At 66.5% G+C, this 18,978-nt stretch carries 16 protein-coding genes; 12 read left to right on the top strand and 4 right to left on the bottom strand.

The features are described from left to right. Nucleotides 1-82: 82 nt before the first annotated feature. The 6 genes from mihF to AC1DRE_RS02255 all read left to right on the top strand — a co-directional run bounded on the left by mihF (nucleotide 83) and on the right by AC1DRE_RS02255 (nucleotide 6,276). Nucleotides 83-433 (top strand): integration host factor, actinobacterial type, encoded by a 351-nt coding sequence (mihF, locus tag AC1DRE_RS02280; protein WP_476983152.1) that lies wholly within the window; start codon nucleotides 83-85, stop codon nucleotides 431-433. After that, complete coding sequence (gene gmk, locus AC1DRE_RS02275) at nucleotides 430-1,002, top strand: guanylate kinase (protein ID WP_476983151.1); 573 nt, start codon at nucleotides 430-432, stop codon at nucleotides 1,000-1,002. The genes mihF and gmk overlap by 4 nt, the downstream gene beginning before the upstream one ends. A gap of 39 nt (nucleotides 1,003-1,041) precedes the next feature. Beyond that, entirely contained in the window at nucleotides 1,042-1,302 is a 261-nt protein-coding gene (gene rpoZ / locus AC1DRE_RS02270; RefSeq protein WP_011692102.1) for a DNA-directed RNA polymerase subunit omega, read from the top strand. A gap of 54 nt (nucleotides 1,303-1,356) precedes the next feature. Further along, complete coding sequence (gene coaBC, locus AC1DRE_RS02265; RefSeq protein WP_476983150.1) at nucleotides 1,357-2,592, top strand: bifunctional phosphopantothenoylcysteine decarboxylase/phosphopantothenate--cysteine ligase CoaBC; 1,236 nt, start codon at nucleotides 1,357-1,359, stop codon at nucleotides 2,590-2,592. 80 nt (nucleotides 2,593-2,672) lie between these two features. Beyond that, complete coding sequence (gene metK, locus AC1DRE_RS02260; protein WP_476983149.1) at nucleotides 2,673-3,908, top strand: methionine adenosyltransferase; 1,236 nt, start codon at nucleotides 2,673-2,675, stop codon at nucleotides 3,906-3,908. 205 nt (nucleotides 3,909-4,113) lie between these two features. Then, nucleotides 4,114-6,276, top strand: coding sequence for a primosomal protein N' (locus tag AC1DRE_RS02255; protein WP_476983148.1), 2,163 nt, complete (start codon nucleotides 4,114-4,116; stop codon nucleotides 6,274-6,276). A 39-nt stretch (nucleotides 6,277-6,315) separates the two neighbouring features. Here AC1DRE_RS02255 and AC1DRE_RS02250 read toward each other — a convergent pair whose 3' ends face one another. The 4 genes from AC1DRE_RS02250 to AC1DRE_RS02235 all read right to left on the bottom strand — a co-directional run bounded on the left by AC1DRE_RS02250 (nucleotide 6,316) and on the right by AC1DRE_RS02235 (nucleotide 10,236). Beyond that, nucleotides 6,316-7,392 (bottom strand): glycosyltransferase family 4 protein, encoded by a 1,077-nt coding sequence (locus AC1DRE_RS02250; RefSeq protein WP_476983147.1) that lies wholly within the window; start codon nucleotides 7,390-7,392, stop codon nucleotides 6,316-6,318. Beyond that, complete coding sequence (locus AC1DRE_RS02245; RefSeq protein ID WP_476983146.1) at nucleotides 7,389-8,318, bottom strand: alpha/beta fold hydrolase; 930 nt, start codon at nucleotides 8,316-8,318, stop codon at nucleotides 7,389-7,391. The genes AC1DRE_RS02250 and AC1DRE_RS02245 overlap by 4 nt, the downstream gene beginning before the upstream one ends. Before the next feature lie 11 nt (nucleotides 8,319-8,329). Beyond that, on the bottom strand, nucleotides 8,330-9,205 hold the full coding sequence (locus AC1DRE_RS02240) for an aldo/keto reductase (RefSeq protein ID WP_476983145.1): 876 nt from the start codon (nucleotides 9,203-9,205) through the stop codon (nucleotides 8,330-8,332). A 68-nt stretch (nucleotides 9,206-9,273) separates the two neighbouring features. Continuing rightward, a complete protein-coding gene (locus AC1DRE_RS02235) occupies nucleotides 9,274-10,236 on the bottom strand; it encodes a sugar-binding transcriptional regulator (protein WP_104172982.1) in 963 nt (320 codons plus the stop codon). A gap of 125 nt (nucleotides 10,237-10,361) precedes the next feature. Here AC1DRE_RS02235 and AC1DRE_RS02230 point away from each other — a divergent pair, with 125 nt between their 5' ends. The 6 genes from AC1DRE_RS02230 (at nucleotide 10,362) to AC1DRE_RS02205 (ending at nucleotide 18,951) form a co-directional block, all read left to right on the top strand. Continuing rightward, nucleotides 10,362-12,164: a glycerol-3-phosphate dehydrogenase/oxidase gene (locus AC1DRE_RS02230; RefSeq protein ID WP_476983144.1), complete on the top strand. Its 1,803-nt coding sequence runs from the start codon at nucleotides 10,362-10,364 to the stop codon at nucleotides 12,162-12,164. 161 nt (nucleotides 12,165-12,325) lie between these two features. Continuing rightward, the gene (locus AC1DRE_RS02225; protein WP_476983143.1) at nucleotides 12,326-13,075 is read left to right on the top strand and encodes an MIP/aquaporin family protein; all 750 of its coding nucleotides are present in this window, start codon (nucleotides 12,326-12,328) and stop codon (nucleotides 13,073-13,075) included. Nucleotides 13,076-13,136: 61 nt separating this feature from the next. After that, nucleotides 13,137-14,651, top strand: a complete 1,515-nt coding sequence (gene glpK / locus AC1DRE_RS02220; RefSeq protein WP_476983142.1) for a glycerol kinase GlpK — start codon at nucleotides 13,137-13,139, stop codon at nucleotides 14,649-14,651. Nucleotides 14,652-15,075: 424 nt separating this feature from the next. Next, a complete protein-coding gene (leuS, locus tag AC1DRE_RS02215; protein WP_476983141.1) occupies nucleotides 15,076-17,601 on the top strand; it encodes a leucine--tRNA ligase in 2,526 nt (841 codons plus the stop codon). Nucleotides 17,602-17,670: 69 nt separating this feature from the next. Beyond that, on the top strand, nucleotides 17,671-18,678 hold the full coding sequence (locus AC1DRE_RS02210) for a DegV family protein (protein WP_476983140.1): 1,008 nt from the start codon (nucleotides 17,671-17,673) through the stop codon (nucleotides 18,676-18,678). An 87-nt stretch (nucleotides 18,679-18,765) separates the two neighbouring features. Next, the gene (locus AC1DRE_RS02205; protein WP_137322892.1) at nucleotides 18,766-18,951 is read left to right on the top strand and encodes a hypothetical protein; all 186 of its coding nucleotides are present in this window, start codon (nucleotides 18,766-18,768) and stop codon (nucleotides 18,949-18,951) included. Nucleotides 18,952-18,978 lie beyond the last annotated feature (27 nt).

Below are 18,978 nucleotides of genomic sequence, written 5' to 3'. Positions count from 1 at the left end.
TCTGCGACGGGCAAAGGGTAGGTTCAGGAGGAATCCAACGGCCGATGCCTTGGATCCCACTGACGATTCGGGGGTGACGGAAGTGAGCTTACGGCCCTTGACCGAGCAGGAACGCGCGGAAGCCCTGGGCAAGGCGGCAGCGGCACGGGCCGCCCGGGCGGAGGCCAAGGAACAGCTGAAGGCGGGATCGCTCTCCGTGGCTGATCTCATCATTTCCGGTGACGGCGATTCCGCCCTGGCACGAATGAAGGTCTCCGAAATGCTCGAGGCCCTGCCCGGGATTGGCCGCGTCAGGGCGGCCGCCATCATGGATGAGCTGGGCATTGCCGCGTCCCGCAGGCTGCGGGGGCTCGGCATTCACCAGCGCCGGGCGCTGGTAGATTTTATGAACGAGAATCACGTCCATCCGAACACCGCACAAAGGAATATGTGAGCAAGAAACCGGGACTGACAGTCCTCGCCGGCCCGACGGCTGTTGGCAAAGGCACCGTGTCCACCTACATCCGGGACAACTACCCCGAAGTCTGGCTTTCCGTCTCAGCCACCACGCGTGAGCCGCGCCCGGGGGAGCAGGACGGGGTGCACTACTTCTTCAAGTCGGCCGACGAATTCGACGCGCTCGTGGCTGGCGGGGAGCTGCTGGAGTGGGCCGTGGTCCATGGCCGCAACCGCTACGGCACGCTCCGCAGTACCGTGGACGCCGCCATCGCCGATGGCTTGTCAGTGCTGCTGGAGATCGATCTGCAGGGCGCGCGCCAGGTCAAGCAGGCCGTTCCGGAGGCCCAGTTCGTCTTCCTTGCCCCTCCCAGCTGGGAGGAAATGGTCCGCCGCCTGGTGGGCCGCGGCACGGAAACGGCCGAGGAACAGCAGCAAAGACTGGAAACCGCTAAACTAGAACTTGCCGCTGAGCCGGAGTTCGATCACACCGTCATCAATGATGACGTTCGACGCGCAGCGGACGAGCTTGTTTCACTCATGGGGCTGACCCCGCACCCGCATTAGCAGCTGGGTCGGATCGGCCCGCTAGAATTTGGAGAATTCGTGTCCACGAACCTTGAAGGCATCATCAACCCGCCGATCGACGAACTGCTGAAGGCAGCTGATTCCAAGTACGGCCTGGTGATCTTCGGTGCCAAGCGTGCACGTCAGATCAACGCATACTACGCCCAGCTGCACGAGGGCCTGTTCGAATACGTGGGCCCGCTGGTCGACACCAAGCTGAACGAGAAGTCGCTGTCCATCGCCCTGCGCGAGATCAACGAAGGCAAGCTCGTTTCCACGCCGATCGAACCTGCAGAGTAGAACTCTTCAGCCCAGATCTCATCAGACTACAGACTGCCTGTTGACGGAGGTCACGTGCGCATAGTCCTCGGAGTCGGGGGAGGGATTGCCGCCTACAAGGTGGCATCGCTCCTCCGGCTTTTTACTGAAGCCGGCCATAACGTCACGGTGATTCCCACAGAGGCGGCCAACCGCTTCGTCGGAGTGGCGACCTGGGAAGCACTGTCCGGAAACCCGGTCAGCAACAGCGTCTTTGACGACGTCCCCTCGGTCAACCACGTACGCCTGGGCCATGAGGCGGACCTCATCGTCGTGGCTCCGGCCACCGCTGATCTCATGGCACGGGCCGCCGGCGGCCACGCCGACGACCTCCTGACCAACACGCTGCTGATGGCCAGCGGTCCGGTGCTGATGGCTCCTGCCATGCACACCGAAATGTGGCTGCACGCCGCGACCCAGGCCAATGTGGAGACGCTGCGGAACCGTGGCGTGACGGTCCTCGAACCCGCCAGCGGGCGGCTCACCGGTTCCGATTCAGGTCCCGGCCGGCTGCCCGAGCCGGAGGCCATTTTTGACGCGGCACTGGCCCTGATGCAGGACGGCGGTGTTCCCTCGCAGCTGCCGCTGGCCGGCAAGACAGTCACCATCAGTGCTGGCGGCACGCGTGAGCCGCTTGACCCGGTCCGGTTCCTCGGCAACCGCTCCTCCGGGAAGCAGGGCGTCGCCCTGGCCGTGGCCGCCCGCAACGCGGGCGCCAGCGTCCGGCTGATCGCCGCCCACATGGAAGTGCCGGTACCCGCCGGCGTCGAGGTGGTCCAGGTGGAAACAGCTGTGCAGCTTCGCGAAGCTGCACTGCGCGCGGCCGCCGACTCCGACGTCGTGGTCATGGCCGCCGCCGTGGCGGACTTCCGTCCCGCCGAGGTTTCGGACACCAAGATCAAGAAACGGGAAGACACAGCCGATCCGGTCATCAGCCTGCTGCGGAACCCGGACATCCTGCAGGAGCTCGTGGAGGTCCGGGCAGCGAACAAGCCGGGGCAGCTGATCGTGGGGTTTGCTGCCGAAACCGGCGACGCCCACGGCGACGTGCTCGCCTACGCCGAGGCCAAACTTCGTCGGAAGGGCTGCGACCTGCTGGTGGTCAACCATGTCGGTGAGGGCCTGGTGTTTGGGCAGGACCACAACTCCGTGGTCATCCTTTCCCGCTCCGGCTCCGAACCACAGGCGGCGTCCGGTTCGAAGGATGATGTTGCGGCCGCTGTCATTGACCGCATCAGCTCCGAGCTGAGCCACGCTTTTCCACGATCCTGAACAGCCGGCGTGTGCAAGGCCTCCTTAGCAGGGGGACACATGCTGAGGCCTGACCGGATCCCAACCAGTAAGGTAGTTGAGTGACTTTACCGCTGCACATTCCCGCATCCCACGGCGCGACGCCGCCGTCCCTTCGTCTTTTCACGTCGGAGTCCGTGACTGAAGGCCATCCGGACAAAATCTGCGACCAGATCAGCGATGCGATCCTGGATGCCCTGCTGGCGAAAGACCCCGAGTCCCGCGTGGCCGTCGAGACCCTGGCCACCACCGGACTGGTGCACGTAGCGGGCGAAGTCACCACCGACGCTTACGTTGAGATCCCGCAGATCGTGCGCGAAACCATCCTTGGGATCGGCTACGACTCCTCGGCTAACGGGTTCGACGGTGCCCGCTGCGGCGTCTCCGTATCCATCGGCCAGCAGTCCAACGACATCGCCGGGGGCGTGTTCAATTCCCTGGAGGCCCGCGAAGGACGCCAGGAAGACGACTACGATCTCCAGGGAGCCGGCGACCAGGGCCTCATGTTCGGCTACGCCAGCGACGAGACGCCGTCCTACATGCCCGTCCCGATCTGGATTGCGCACCGTCTTTCCGAACGCCTCACCGAAGTCCGCAAGAACGGCGAGCTTGCCTACCTCCGCCCGGACGGCAAGACCCAGGCCACGATCGGCTACGACCGCGACCGGCCGGTTTCCGTCGAAACCATCGTGATCTCCAGCCAGCACGCGGAAGGCGCCAGCCTCGAGCAGCTGCGCGCCGACCTTGCCACGCACGTGATCGATCCCGTACTGGCAGCAGCCAACCTGGACACCTCCCGTACGCGCAACATCCTCAACCCCGCCGGTGCGTTCGTGATCGGCGGCCCCGTTGGGGACGCCGGACTGACCGGCCGCAAGATCATTGTGGACACCTACGGAGGCATGGCGCGCCACGGCGGCGGTGCCTTCTCCGGCAAGGACCCGTCCAAGGTTGACCGCTCCGCGGCGTATGCGATGCGCTGGGTGGCCAAGAACGTGGTTGCCGCGGGACTCGCCAAACGGGCCGAGATCCAGATCGCCTACGCCATCGGCCAGGCACGTCCCGTGGGCACGTATGTTGAAACCTTCGGCACGGAAACCGTGGATCCCGATCGCATCAGCCAGGCGATTGCCGAGATCTTCGACCTGCGTCCGCGGGCCATCATCGACGCGCTGGACCTCAAGCGGCCCATCTACGCCAAGACCGCGGCGCACGGACACTTCGGCCGCGACGATCCCGACTTCACCTGGGAGCGGCTGGACCGGGTGGACGAGCTCAAGGCCTTCTTTAACGCCTGAGAATCACCGCCCGTCCGGAAACCTACTGCCGGTAATCCACGAAGGCGTACGTCGCCGGAATAATTGTCGGTGCCGTGTGTTTTGCTGTAGCAGGGCCGCCGTCCGGGCGGCCCTGCTACAGTGCTTTCCGGCTGATGGCGCCCGATCTGCTGCCCCTGAACCGCCGGCACCACTACTGGCAGGATGCTGAATGGAGGTTGGTCCCGTGGCTTCCTTTCCCGGCGATGCTTCCGCCACCGAAGAACCGCTCCAGCTGTCACTGCTCCAGGGGTTCCCGGCGGGCCGCCCGCAGTCTCCCGGCGGCCCCGCCCTCGCGCACATGCTGCCGGTTGCCCGGGTGCTCATCGAGTCTTCGCTGCCGCACCTGGACCGCCCGTTCGACTACAGCGTGCCCGCTTCGCTTGACGACGCCGCGCAGCCTGGCGTCCGCGTCAAGGTCAAGTTCAACGGCCAGGAACTTAGCGGCTTCATTCTGGACCGGCTCGCTGAATCCGACGCCGGGCACACGCTCGTCCCGCTCCACAAGGTGGTGTCGGCCGTTCAGGTGCTCACGCCGGAACTTGCCGAACTCGCCGGCAGAGTCGCCGCCCGCTACGCCGGCACCCTGAGTGACGTGCTGCGTGTGGCCATTCCGCCGCGGGTGGCCAAACTCGAGAAGGAACTGGCCGCGGAAGGAACAATCTCCGCAGTCCCGCCCGCCGTGGCCTCGGCGGCCGCAGCCGGGGAACGGGAACCGGCTGGGGGCAGCGTTCCCGCCACGGTAGGACCCTGGGCCCGCTACGTCAACGGCGCGGCGTTCCTCCAGCATCTTGGGGCCGGAGAGTCGCCGCGTGCGGTCCTGAGCGCCCTTCAGGGCTTCGGCCCCGCCGGCTGGCCCGCGCTTATTGCCGAAGCCGTGGCGGCTGTCCGCGCCTCGGGCCGCGGCGCAGTGGTGGTGGTTCCGGATTACCGCGACCTGGACCGCGTGGAAGAGGCCCTGGCCGCCCTGCTGCCACCGGAGGACATTGCCCGGCTCACCGCCGACGACGGCCCGACGCCACGTTACCGCAGCTACCTACGCATCCTCTCCGGCACTGCCGGGGTTGCCGTCGGCACCCGCTCGGCAGCTTACGCCCCCGTGCACAACCTTGGCCTGGTGGTGTGCTGGGACGACGGCGACGACCTCCACATCGAACAGCGGTCGCCCTATGCGCACACCCGGGAAGTCCTCCTGCTGCGGGCGGAACAGGAAGGTGCCGCCTGCCTGATGGCGGCACATACCCGCAGCACTGAACTGCAGCGGCTGGTGGATGCCGGCTGGGCCCGGGCGGTTGAGGCCGACCGGCAGGAGGTGCGCCGGACGGTGCCCCGGGTCCTGAACACGGCAGACAGCTTTGAACAGGAACGCGACCCCCTCGCCCGGATCGCCAGGCTGCCCGGTGCGGCCTGGCGCGCCGCCAAGGAGGGCCTGGAACGCGGCCCCGTCCTGGTCCAGGTGGCCCGTTCCGGCTATGCGCCGTCGCTGGTCTGCGACTCCTGTCGGGAGCCGGCCCGTTGCACCGCCTGCAGCGGACCGCTCGCTGTTGCCGGCGCCGCCGGCAGTTCAGCCGTGCCCCAATGCCGCTGGTGTTCCGCTCCCGCGCCGGCCTGGCGCTGCAGCCACTGCAGCAGCCCGCGGCTGCGCCGCTCCGCCACCGGTGTGCTGCGGACCGCGGAAGAGCTGGGCCGGGCATTCCCCGGCAAGCCGGTCATCACCTCGTCCGGGGACCACGTGAAGGCCACAGTCCCGGACACCAAGGCCCTCGTGGTGGCAACCGTGGGAGCAGAGCCCGTAGCAGCCGGCGGGTATGCCGCCGCATTGCTGTTGGACGGGGACTCCTTGCTGCGCCGTGAAAACCTCCGCGCGGGGGAGGACGCCGTCCGGCGCTGGTTCAACGCCGCGGCGCTGGTAAGACCTGCCCGCGAAGGCGGCCTTGTTGTCATCACCGCCGATGACACCGCGGGGGTGGGCGCGCTGCTTCGCTGGGATGCCGGGGGATATGCACGCCGCGAACTCTCCCTGCGCCAGGAGCTCCACTTGCCACCAGCAGTCCGGATTGCCTCCGTGACCGGCGGCCGGACCGCCGTCGGGCACTTTACCGAGGCGATCGAAAAGCAGTTGGCCAGGCAGGACATTTCCCTGCGCACAGCCGGTCCGGCACCGTTGCTGCTGACGGACGCACGGGCCGGCCAGCGGGAGGCCGGCGAGGACGTCCGGACGCTGCTGTTCATTCCGTATGCCCGGGCGGCCGAAGCCACCCGCGTGATGAGGGCCGTCAAGGCCGCCGCAGCGGCCAGGCGCAGCGACGATCCCGTGCAGCTGAGGCTCGACGGCGTGGATGTGCTCTAGCTGACGTGCTCCAGGTGATGGGCTTCGGCGGGGCTGGCGTCAGCGCCCGTTGATCCGGGCAGCTTCTTCGGCCAGCTGGACCAGTTGCCGCGCGGAGTGCGCCCAGCTGAATTCCGCGGCCCGTTCCACGGAGCGCCGTGACTGCGCCTTCCACACGTCCGGCTGTTCCAGCCGCCGGACGGCCTCGGCGAATTCCGACGGGGAATCCGGATGGACATAACTCACGGCGTTATGGCCCACTTCCCGGAAAATCGGAATGTCGCTGGCGATGACGGGTGTGCCGTGGGACATCGCCTCCACGAGCGGCAGGCCGTAGCCCTCCGCGCGGGACAGGCTGATCAACGCGGTGGTCCGGGCCAGCAGCTCCTCGTACTCCGCATCCGTCACGCCGTTGTGGAAGACGATGTTGGCGCCGTCCGGCGCCAGGGCCTCGAGCTCCGCCCTGCGCTGCGGAGTGATGCGACTGAGGAGGTGAAGAGTCATGTCCGGCAGTTCGGCCATTCCCCGGACCATGGTTTCGACGTTCTTGTACGGCATGAAGGAACCCATGTAGAGGAGGGTCTTGTCCGCGCCCGCCCCGGGATCGCGGGGCGTGTGGCCGTGCTGCGGTGCGTTGCCCACAATCCGGACGGGCCGTTTGGTGAGGCTGTGTTTCGCGATCAGTGCCTCAGTGGTGTGGCTGATCGTGGCCACCACGTCGGCCCGGTTCAGGAGCAATCGCTGCGGCCAGTAGGCCTTGTGGTACAGGCGCCACAGCACACGGACGGGAGCCGGCAGGAATCCCGGCGGGGCAGGGTGCTCGTAGTAGATCAGGTCGTGAAGGGTCAGGACCAGGCCGTATTTCCGGCCAAGCGTCCCCATCGTCTGCATCGGGCACACCACGACGTCGGCGCCGAGCTTGTTGACCTTGGCAGCCACAAACAGTTCTGCGGGGGAGAGCGGACTGTTGATCAGCGTGTAGGGGACGTCCGGCAGCAAGGCAAGCTGCCGGGGGTCGCTGATGAGCATCGAGACGTCCGCAATCCTGGCCGTGGCCTGGATCAGGCTGGCGCCGTACCTGCTGATGCCGTCGTGGTGGTCCAGGCGGGTGAAGCGGGCATCGATAATGATTTTCACGCGGGATGGTCCTTCAGGAAGCGTCTGATGAAGCCGGCGGCCGGCTCGGGCGTCTCGTAGTGGATGAGGTGGCCGACGCCGGGAATGACATGGAGGGTGCCGTCAGGCAGGAGCGCCGCCAGTTTGTGCTGGTCCGCGAGCATCGCGATTTCGTCCTTTTCCCCGGCCACCAGAAGCACCGGCAGGGTGAGATCACGGGCAACCTCCGAGACGTTGCTGCCGACAGATGCCTTGAAGGATTCAAGCAGGCTGTCCCGGTTGGCAAAGGCGGAGAAATAGGCGTTGTGCTGCCCGTGGATGAAACGCAGGAGCTGCTTGTCCCGGGTCTTTGCCATTGCCACGCTCATGACCCTGACGATGAGCCGGCTGCGCAGCAGGAACAGCCCCAGGGCGCGGGGGAGCCTGGCGGAGGCCTCGTAGTAGAGGACGGCCAGTTTGGTCATGATGCCCTTGGGGCCTTCGAGGGCCGGTGCCGCGATCGGGTTGATGAGGACAAGGGGGGACACGGCGCGGGGGTTGGCCGCCACGAAATGGCTGGCAATGATCGATCCGAAGGAGTGTCCCAGCAGCACTGTTTCCGGCCCAAGGCCCAGGGCAGCCATGAAGTCGCTGATGAACTGTCCGTACCGCATAACGCTGTGCTCACCGTCGGCAAAGGCATCCGAGCTGCCGAAGCCCGGGAGGTCGGGCATGATGAGGCGCATTTCGGGCAGCTGGTCCGCAATCCTGAGCAGGCCGTGGTGGTCGCCGCGGAAGCCGTGGATCACCAGGATGGTCCTGGTTTCGGGTGTCGCACGCACAGGCTCGTACACCCAGTAATCGACGTTGCAGCCCTGCAGGTCCACGCTGCCGGCCCGTGTCCTGGCGTCGAGTTGCCCGCTGAAGAGGGGCGGGGCCAGTGCCGGTCCCGTGTCCACTTGTTCCATGGTTTCGAATCCTAGTTGACGTTGTCCGGGTGGGAGCCTGTGCGGTGGCCGCGTTCCAGGCCGGCAAGGGCGGCCATGCCTGCGGCGTCCAGGGTAAACCCGAAGACGTTCAGGTTCTCCCGGATCCGGGCGTAGGAGCTGGCTTTCGGGATCACCACGTTCCCCAGTTGCAGGTGCCATCTCAGGATGATCTGCGCCGCGGTCCGGCGGTGCGCCGCCGCGAGCTCAAGGACCACCGGGTCCTCAAGCACCTGGCCCCGGCCCAGCGGGCTCCACGCCTCGGTGCGGATGCCGAGCCGGTCGTGCAGCCGGCGGAGTTCGTCCTGCTGGAGCCAGGGGTGGAGTTCGATCTGGTTCACGGCGGGGACCACTTCAGCGCCCTCGAGCAGGCGCTCCAGGTGGGCGGGCTGGAAGTTGGACACCCCGATCGCCCGGATCCTGCCCTCGCGGTAAAGCGTTTCCATGGCCCGGTAGCTTTCGGTGAAGAGTCCGCGGCCGGCGCAAGGCCAGTGGATGAGGTACATGTCGACGTATTCCATGCCCAGGTTGGACATGGACGTGTCGAAGGCGCGCATCGTGGCGTCGTACCCATGGTCGTCGTTCCACACCTTCGTGGTGACAAACAGGTCCTCGCGGGAGAGGGACGGGGATGCCTCGCCGGAACCTCCGCCGGCGCCGCTGCCCGCGAACCCGGACAGCGCGCCGATGGCCTTGCCTACTCCGGTTTCATTTCCATACATGGACGCGGTGTCGAAGTGCCGGTAGCCGGCTTCGAGGGCCATGGTCACCAGCCCGGCCGTGTCGGCCGGGGGGACCTTGTAGAGCCCGAAGCCCAGCTGGTCGATCAGCACACCGTTGTTGAGGCTTAGTCGGGGCGAGGTTTTCATAGCACTGACTCTACCGACTCGGCGCCGCACGCTCCCGGGGACAGGCCGTCGGGCGGTCGTCGGAGACGTCAGGACAGTCCGTCAAAGCTGACCAGGCGCCGCGCCATGGCTTCATCGAGGATCAGGTCCGTGGCCAGCCCGGCGGCGAGCGCGCCGCGCAGTCCTTTGATCTTTGAAGCCCCCGAGACGACGCAGATGCGGCGCCGGACCTGCCGCAGCTGCGCCAGCGCGGGACCGGTGGACCTTTCGTTCAGCGTGATGCCGTCTGATGACCCGTCGCCGCGGAAAAATACGGTCGCGACGTCACCCACCACGTCCGAGGTGGCCAAAATGTTCAGGTCGCTCTCGTCGAGGTAGCCGCCGGCATAGACGTGGCTGGGGTAGTCGGCGTCCACCGAGCCCACGCCGAAGATGGCGATGCTCATGCGTGACTGGAGTTCGAGGATGCGCTGGACGCTGCGTTCATTCCACATGGCTGTTTTGGTGGCGGCGTGGTCGAAGAAGGCCGGAACCGGAAACTGTTCAACGCGTGCGCCGTAGGCGCTGCCGAACCTGCGCATGATGTCACTGGCGTAGGTGATGCCCGTGGTCTGCATGTTGCCGGCGCCGTTGAGCTGGACGATCACGCTGTCGTGCGTGATCTTGCGGGTGAGGTGCCGGCTGACGGCGCTGAGCGTGGATCCCCAGGCGACGCCGATGATGGCGTTTGAATCAACCAGCGGTCCGATGGTTCGTGCAGCCTGCATGGCCACTCTGTCAAGGGTCTCCGCTTCATTCAGGGTGTCGACGACCGGGACAACGTGGACATCCACCCGATATTGGGCGCGGATCATGTGCTCCAGTTCCGGCCCGGTGTCGAGGGGATTGCGGATCTGGATCTGTACCAGCCCGGTCTCCCGCGCGGCCGAAAGTAGCCGTGAAACCGTGGATCTGGAGGTCCGGAGTTCCCTGGCTATGGCGTCCATCGTGAGGTCCTGGAGGTAATACAGTTGTGCAGCTCTGAGGGCTTCTGAGTGGCGTGAGCGAGGCATTCCGGTCCCATCCTGCACGTTTGTGCATAGTGCTTGACTCCATTTTCCATTACTCCAAAGAATAGTGGTGAACGGCGCCGCGCTGTGAGGCGCGCCGCACAGGACCAAACCCCAAAGGAGCAGTTTTGGGAACCAAGGATTCATCCGGCCATCCGGCCACGAGCCGCCAGCGGACATCAGTTCAAAGCCTGCGCCGGCGTCCTCGCGCCCAAGTCCTCATCATCGGCGGCGGGATCAACGGGGTAGGTACGTTCCGCGATCTGGCACTGCAGGGAGTGGACGTCGCACTCGTCGAACGGGGCGACTACTGCCAGGGTGCCAGCGGTGCATCGTCGCACATGATCCACGGCGGAATCCGGTACCTGGAAAACGGTGAGTTCCGGCTGGTCCAGGAGTCCGTCGTCGAACGCAACAGGCTCCTGCGCATCGCTCCCCACTACGTCAAGCCGCTCCAGACCACCATCCCCATCTTCAGCACCTTCTCCGGAGTGCTCTCGGCACCGCTGCGGTTCCTGACCCACAAGCAGCAGGGCAAGCCGAAGGAACGTGGAGCCTTCCTCATCAAGCTCGGCCTGAGCATGTACGACTTCTTCTCCCGCGACGGCGGCAGCGTTCCGCGCCACCAGTTCCGCGGCCGGAAGCGTGCCCTGGCCGAGCTGCCGCGGCTGCACCCGGGCATCAAGTACGCAGCCACCTACTTCGATGCCTCGGTCCACAACCCGGAGCGGCTCACCCTGGATGTGCTGCAGGACGGTGAGAAGGCGGGCACGGCCGGCCCCAGTGATGCGCGGGCCAGCAACTACCTTTCGCTCGTCTCCATGGGTGGAGCGGACGGGACCCGTAGCGGCTCCACCGGCGGCAGCACAGTCCAGCTGCGCGATGAACTCAGCGGCGAGGTCTTCGACTTCACGGCTGACGTCATCGTCAACACCACTGGCGCCTGGGTGGACCTGACCAACGGGGCCATGGGTGCAGCGTCAACTTTTATGGGCGGCACCAAGGGCTCGCACATCGTGCTGGACCACCCCGAACTCCTCGAAGCCTGCAACGGCCGTGAGATCTTCTTCGAACACACCGACGGGCGGATCGTCCTCATCTACCCGATGGGCGACCGCGTCCTCGTGGGAACCACCGACGTCGATGCTGACATGGCCGAGGACGCCGTATGCACCGACGCTGAGATCGACTACTTCTTCGACCTGATCGGCCACGTGTTCCCGGACGTCACCGTGGACCGGGACCAGATTGTCTACACCTTTTCCGGTGTCCGCCCGCTGCCCAAACACGATGCCACCCAGCCTGGCTTCGTCAGCAGGGACTACCGGATCGAACGCCGGGCCGGCGGGCAGGAAGCGGCCGCGGGCGGCAGCGGCGCCGTCGTACTCAGCCTTGTCGGCGGTAAGTGGACCACGTTCCGGGCGCTGGCCGAACACCTGACGAATGACGTGCTCAGGGAACTGGGGATGGAACGCAAAATCTCGACGGCCAAACTCGCCATCGGCGGCGGTGCCGGTTTCCCGGACACGCCGGCCGGTGTCCAGCAGTGGATCAAGGCCCATATGTCCGCGGGCCGCGATGCCGACCGCATTTCCGGATTGCTGACCCGATACGGGACCCGCGCCGAAGAGGTCCTGCGCTTCCTCGACGCCGGCCCGGACCGGCTCCTGCACTCCACCCGGGAGCTCAGTGTCCGCGAAGTGGAATTCATGGCCCGGCACGAACAGGTGGGACACCTCATCGACGTGCTGATCCGGCGCACTTCCCTGGCCTTCCGCGGCCTGGTGACGGGCGAACTCCTCAACGAGGTGGCCGAAGTCCTTGCCGGTCCGCTGGACTGGGACGCGGCTACCCGGGCCGCCGAAATCCACTATGCCCAGGAGGTGCTTGAACGCTTCCACGGCGTCCAGGTCCACAGCCTGGTCGCTTAGCAGGCTTGCGTGCCCGGGCAGCGATGCCTGGGCGCAAGGGCTGCGCGGTTCCGCTGGAGCAGGAGCCGGCGCAGCAGCCAGCCGGCATTGCAACAACAATGCCGGCCCAACAGCCCTTCAAACTCGCGAAGGGCTGACAACAGAAAATAGAGGAGTCAAAGATGTCTCTTGGAATTGTTTTTCTTTCCGAAGTATTCGGAACCGGGATGCTGACCTTGTTGGGTTGCGGCGTTGTGGCAAACGTCGCGCTCAAGGGCACCAAGGGCAACAACGGCGGATTCCTAATGGTCACATGGGGGTGGGGCATCGCAGTCTTCGCCGGCGTCTATGTCGCCGCCCGGTCCGGCGCACACCTGAACCCCGCCGTCACCCTGGGCCTGCTGATCAACGGAAAAGCGGAGTATGCTCCCGGCGTCAGTGTCGACTTCGCCTCCACGCTCACATACTTCGGCGGTGAACTCCTGGGCGCGTTCCTGGGCGCAGTGGTCATGTGGCTTGCCCACAAGCAGCACTTTGACGCCGAACCGGAGCCCGCCAGCAAGCTCGCCGTGTTCTCCACCGGCCCGGCCATCCGTTCTACCCCCTGGAACCTGATCACCGAGATCATCGGCACCTTCGTGCTCGTCTTCGTCATCCTGACCTTCGGCGGCACCCCTTCCGGCCTCGGCCCGCTCGCAGTGGCCCTGCTGGTCGTCGGCATCGGCGTATCCCTCGGCGGTCCCACCGGGTACGCCATCAACCCCGCCCGTGACCTTGGCCCCCGCATCGCACACGCGCTGCTCCCCATCAAGGGCAAGGGTTCCAGCGACTGGAGCTACTCCTGGATCCCGGTTGTCGGGCCGCTTGTTGGCGGTGCCCTGGCCGGCGTCGTCGCAGCGGTAGTGCCGATCATCGTCACGGCAGCTTCCTGATCCCCGCCCCGCAGACCACCACACTGACCAAGCCCTTCACACAACAGACAAGGACGTCAACATGAACCAGTACGTAATCGCCATCGACCAGGGCACCACCAGCACGCGCGCCATCGTCTTCGACCACAGCGGCAGCATCGTCTCCTCGGGCCAGATGGAACACGAGCAGATTTTCCCGCAGGCCGGCTGGGTGGAGCACGACCCCGCCGAAATCTGGGACAACACCCGCGAGGTCATTGCCTCGGCACTGTCCAAAGCGAACCTGACGCGGCACGACATTGCCGCTGTCGGCATCACCAACCAGCGCGAAACCGCCGTCGTGTGGGACAAGACCACAGGCAAGGCTGTCTACAACGCCATCGTCTGGCAGGACACCCGGACCCAGGACATCGTGGATGAGCTGGCGAAGGACGGCGGCCCGGAGCGCTTCAAGCAGAAGGTGGGCCTGCCGCTGGCCACGTACTTCTCCGGCACCAAGATCAAGTGGATCCTGGACAACGTGGAGGGCGCCCGGGCCACGGCCGAGGCCGGCGACCTGGTCTTTGGCAACACGGACTGCTGGGTGCTGTGGAACCTCACCGGCGGAGTGGACGGCGGCGTGCATGTCACCGACGTCACCAACGCCTCCCGGACCATGTTCATGGACCTCGAAACGCTGTCCTGGGACCAGGAGATCCTGGATGCCTTCGGCGTTCCCGCCTCGATGATGCCCGCCATCAAGTCCTCCTCCGAGGTCTATGGCACCGTCCACACCTCCCAGTTGCTCCGGGAAGTGCCGGTTGCCGGCATCCTCGGCGACCAGCAGGCAGCCACGTTCGGCCAGGCGGCGTTTGAGGCCGGCGAAGCCAAGAACACCTACGGAACGGGCTGCTTCCTGATCTTCAACACCGGCGAGGAAATCGTCCACTCCAAGAACGGGCTCCTCACCACGGTGGGCTACAAGCTGGGGGACGCCGCGCCGCACTACGCGCTGGAGGGCTCGATCGCCGTCACGGGATCCCTCATCCAGTGGCTGCGGGACAACCTCGGCCTGATCAGCAGCGCCCCGGAGGTGGAGACGCTCGCCGCCTCGGTCAAGGACAACGGCGGCGTCTACATCGTGCCGGCGTTCTCCGGACTGTTCGCACCGTACTGGCGGTCCGACGCCCGCGGCGCGATTGTGGGCCTGACCCGCTTCGTGAACAAGAACCACATCGCCCGCGCGGCCCTGGAAGCCACCGCTTTCCAGACCCGTGAGGTCCTCGACGCCGTCAATGCGGACTCCGGTGTTCCGCTGACGGAGTTGAAGGTCGACGGCGGCATGGTTGCCAATGACGCGCTGATGCAGTTCCAGGCGGACATCCTGGGCGTGCCCGTGATCCGGCCCAAGGTTGTGGAGACCACCGCATTGGGTGCGGCCTACGCCGCCGGCCTGGCCGTCGGGTTCTGGAAGGACCTGGGGGAGTGCTCGGCCAACTGGTCCGAGGACAAGCGCTGGGAACCGCAGATGGAACAGGGCGAGCGGGACCGCCAGATGCGCCTCTGGAAGAAGGCTGTCACGAAGGCCATGGACTGGGTCGACGAGGACGTGAAGTAGACCCGGCGAGCCTATGCCTTCGCTGTTAAGGGGGCCCCCGCCCGTCCCCTGCTGCTCCCGACGCTCGCAAGCTCGCGTCGGGGCCCTCGCAGCAGTGGGCCCATCGCGGACGCCCGAAGCCGCTCCCGGGCCCCCTTAACAGCTCGGCATGTCCGAGCCGGGTCGAATTCACCCCGCTCGTGGCGACTTACGTTTAGGTGGTGGTGGAGGTGCGCTAAAGTAGTTCTATGCGTGCGATCCTTCTGCTTAGCTAGCCGCCCGGTATCCCGACCAAATACGGATTGCCGAGCGGCCGCCCCTCCATGTCGAGGGGCTTTTGTGTGTCTGGGGTTATCTCCCGGCCGCAAGCAGGGGATCAGGAGGCCGGGGCGGGACAGGACGCCAGGGCCGTACGAAAAGCGGTACAGAACAGAAGAGGGCAGCAGTGAGCGTTCAGCCGGAGACAGAGACCGGAACAGCAACAGTCGCGACGGATGGCCCGGAGGAGGGCACCTACAGCTTCGCCGCGATGGAGGCCAAATGGCCGCAGGTGTGGGAAGACCTCAAGGTGTTCACCCCCGTCGACGACGGCTCGCGCGAGCGCCGCTACGTCCTCGACATGTTCCCCTACCCTTCAGGCGACCTGCACATGGGCCACGCGGAGGCGTTCGCCATGGGCGACGTCGTCGCGCGTTACCTGCGCCAGAAGGGCTACGACGTCCTGCACCCGATCGGCTGGGACTCCTTCGGCCTGCCCGCGGAGAACGCCGCCATCAAGCGCAACGCGCACCCCAGCGAGTGGACGTACGCCAACATCGAGACCCAGGCGGCGTCCTTCAAGCGCTACGCCATCTCGGCTGACTGGTCACGGCGCGTGCACACCTCGGACCCGGAGTACTACCGCTGGACCCAGTGGCTGTTCAAGCGCTTCTACGAGCGCGGGCTGGCCTACCGCAAGGATTCCCCGGTCAACTGGTGCCCCAAGGACCAGACGGTGCTGGCCAACGAACAGGTCGTCAACGGTGCCTGCGAACGCTGCGGCACGCCCGTGACCAAGAAGTCCCTGAACCAGTGGTACTTCAAGATCACCGAATACGCAGACCGCCTGCTGGATGACATGGACGAACTGCGCGGCCACTGGCCCGAGCGCGTCCTGGCCATGCAGAAGAACTGGATCGGCCGGTCCGAAGGCGCCCACGTCAACTTCGTCATCGAGGCCGTCGGCAGCCAGCCCGCCAAGGACGTCACCGTCTTCACCACGCGGCCGGACACCCTGTACGGCGCCACCTTCTTTGTAGTGGCTGCCGATGCGCCGCTGGCAGTGGAGCTGGTCACGGACGAGCACGCGGCAGCCCTGGACGCCTACCGCGAACAGGTTAAGGCGCTCTCCGAAATCGAACGCCAGTCCACCGAGCGCGAAAAGACCGGTGTCTTCACAGGCCGGTACGCCATCAACCCCCTGAACGGCGAGAAACTGCCCGTCTGGGCCGCGGACTATGTCCTGGCCGACTACGGCACAGGCGCCATCATGGCCGTCCCTGCCCACGACCAGCGCGACCTCGACTTCGCCAAGACTTTCGACCTGCCCGTCCGCGCTGTGCTGGACACCGGAGAGGACGACCCCGCTGTGACCGGAACGGCCACGGCGGGCGAGGGCACCCTGATCAACTCGGGCGTGCTGGACGGACTGCCCAAGGCGGAAGCCATCCCGGCCGCGATCGAGATCCTGGAGAAGCAGGGCACGGGCGAAAAGTTCGTCAACTTCCGGCTGCGCGACTGGCTGCTCAGCCGCCAGCGGTTCTGGGGAACCCCGATCCCCATCATCCACTGCCCGGCCTGCGGTGAAGTTCCCGTCCCGGACGAGCAGCTGCCCGTCACGCTGCCCGCTGACCTGCGCGGCGAAGACCTGTCCCCGAAGGGCACCTCGCCGCTGGCTGCGGCCGAGGCATGGGTCAACATTGAGTGCCCCAACTGCCACGGCCCCGCCAAGCGGGACACCGACACCATGGACACCTTCGTTGACTCGTCCTGGTACTTCCTGCGCTTCGTCTCCCCGCAGTACACCGGCGGTCCGTTCGACCCCGAGAAGATCAACGACTGGATGCCCGTGGGTCAGTATGTGGGCGGCGTGGAGCACGCCATCTTGCATCTGCTGTACGCACGGTTCTTCACCAAGGTCATCCACGACCTGGGCATGATCGACGCCGACGAGCCGTTCAGCGCCCTGCTCAACCAGGGCCAGGTCCTCAACGGGGGCAAGGCCATGAGCAAGTCGCTGGGCAACGGTGTTGACCTCGGCGAGCAGCTGGACAAGTTCGGTGTGGATGCCGTGCGCCTGACCATGATCTTCGCTTCCCCGCCGGAGGACGACGTCGACTGGGCGGATGTTTCGCCGTCGGGCTCCGCGAAGTTCCTGGCCCGTGCGTGGCGGCTGGCGCAGGACGTCACCAGCGCGCCCGGAACGGACGCCGCCCAGGGAGACCGGGCGCTGCGCTCAGTCACGCACCGGACCATCGTGGACGCCGCCGCGCTGCTGGACAGCAATAAGTTCAACGTGGTGGTGGCCAAGCTGATGGAGCTGGTCAACGCAACCCGCAAAACCATAGATTCCGGGGCCGGTGGGTCGGATCCCGCCGTCCGTGAAGCAGCCGAAGCCGTGGCCGTCATCCTGAGCCTCTTCGCGCCCTACACGGCCGAGGACATGTGGAACGTGCTGGGGCACCCCGCGTCGGTGGCCAACGCCGGCTGGCCCGGGCATGACGAAGCGCTCCTGGTGCAGGAGACGGTGACTGCAGTGGTCCAGGTCCAGGGCAAGGTCCGCGACCGCCTCGAGGTCTCTCCCGGGATCGGCGAGGACGAGCTGCGGGAACTGGCACTCGCGTCCGAGAATGTGCAGCGGGCTCTCGATGGGCGCGGTATCCGCACGGTCATCGTGCGTGCCCCTAAACTGGTCAACATCGTCCCGGCCTAGCCGGGGCACCGGCCGCCGGTCATGCCGGCGGCCGGCCATGATGTCTATCCGGAACAGCAGGGGGACGCCGTGAACGACCGGGAACCGGCCGGCTGGCCGTGGCTGAGGGAGCGGCTGGTCCGCCTGCGGCATGCCACCCGGCAGGGAGCTGCTCCGGAAGCAGTGGTGACCGCCGCCGTCGTACGCACCGCGGTGGTTACCGACTCCGCAGCCGCACTTCCCGCCGACTGGGTCAGGGACTTCGCCGCCGACGGGCGGCTGACCGTGGTTCCCATGCCCGTGATGGTGGGGGAGGAAATCTACGGCGAAGGCGAAGACGACATCACCGACACGATCGCACTGGCGCTGGCCACGGGGCGGCCGGTCAAGACGTCACGGCCGTCGCCCGGCCAGTTCGAGCAGGCTTATCTGGCGGCGCTGCGCCGCGGCTACGAAGCCGTGGTCTCCGTGCATATCTCCGGAGCGCTTTCCGGCACTGCCGACTCCGCCAGGCTCGCGGCATCCCGTGTCGGCATCCCCGTGGAAGTGGTCGATTCGAAAACCGTGGGCATGGCGCTGGGCATGGCGGTGCAGAGCGCGGTAGTGGCCGCCGCGGACGGCCGCCCGGCAGCGGAAGTGCGCGCTTTTGCCGAGGAGCGGCTGGCCCGCACCAAGGTGTATTTCTATGTTCCCAGCCTCGAGCAGCTGCGCCGCGGCGGCCGGATCGGAGCAGCGGCGTCCCTGTGGGGAACCGTGTTTGCCATCAAGCCGATCCTCGCCGTGGACGACGGGAAGATCGTCCCGCTGGAGAAAGTCAGGTCGGCCGCGCGGGCTGTGGCCCGCCTTGAGGAAATCGTGGTTGCGGACGCCGCAGCGCGGCCTTCGGGCCAGGCCCGGCTGGCGGTCCACCACTTCGGCAACCCGGCCGAAGCCGCCGAACTCGCCCGCCGGCTGGCCGTCTCGCTCCCGGAGGCACCGCCGGCGCAGATCAGTTCGCTCCCTGCGGTGCTCGCCGCACACGCCGGACTGGGAGTGCTGGCCGTCATCGTGGGGGAGAGCAGTACGCCGGCGAGGGATCCGGTGGGCGGCACCGGCTGACCCGTACCGGAGGGGCCGGCCGGCAGCCACCACTGGTCCAATCCCGGCGCTGGTAGTACAGTCTCCCCACCGGGCAAGGAGGCTCCCATGTCAATGCAGGTCCACCACGTTGCGCAGTTCGACAAGGACGTGTCGGAAGAAGTGACCAACTGGTTGAAGTATCTCAAGGGCCAGGTGACGAGCGTCCAGTTCCTGACCACGACGGTTCCTGATCCCAAGGCGCCGGCGGCCTGGCGGGTCCAGTACGAGGCGTACATCACCTACCAGAAGTAGCCTGCCGCGGGCGCTGCCGCCAACCGG

The organism is Arthrobacter sp. P4_H3, from assembly GCF_056400885.1.
This window is presented reverse-complemented; position numbering and strand designations above follow the sequence as displayed.

What these genes read in the sequence shown, in the direction of transcription:
- AC1DRE_RS02245 (WP_476983146.1), bottom strand. Translation starts at nt 8,318, where the DNA reads ATGGAACAAGTGGACACGGGACCGGCACTGGCCCCGCCCCTCTTCAGC.
- AC1DRE_RS02225 (WP_476983143.1), top strand. Translation starts at nt 12,326, where the DNA reads ATGTCTCTTGGAATTGTTTTTCTTTCCGAAGTATTCGGAACCGGGATG.
- AC1DRE_RS02240 (WP_476983145.1), bottom strand. Translation starts at nt 9,205, where the DNA reads ATGAAAACCTCGCCCCGACTAAGCCTCAACAACGGTGTGCTGATCGAC.
- AC1DRE_RS02205 (WP_137322892.1), top strand. Translation starts at nt 18,766, where the DNA reads ATGTCAATGCAGGTCCACCACGTTGCGCAGTTCGACAAGGACGTGTCG.
- AC1DRE_RS02235 (WP_104172982.1), bottom strand. Translation starts at nt 10,236, where the DNA reads ATGCCTCGCTCACGCCACTCAGAAGCCCTCAGAGCTGCACAACTGTAT.
- glpK (WP_476983142.1), top strand. Translation starts at nt 13,137, where the DNA reads ATGAACCAGTACGTAATCGCCATCGACCAGGGCACCACCAGCACGCGC.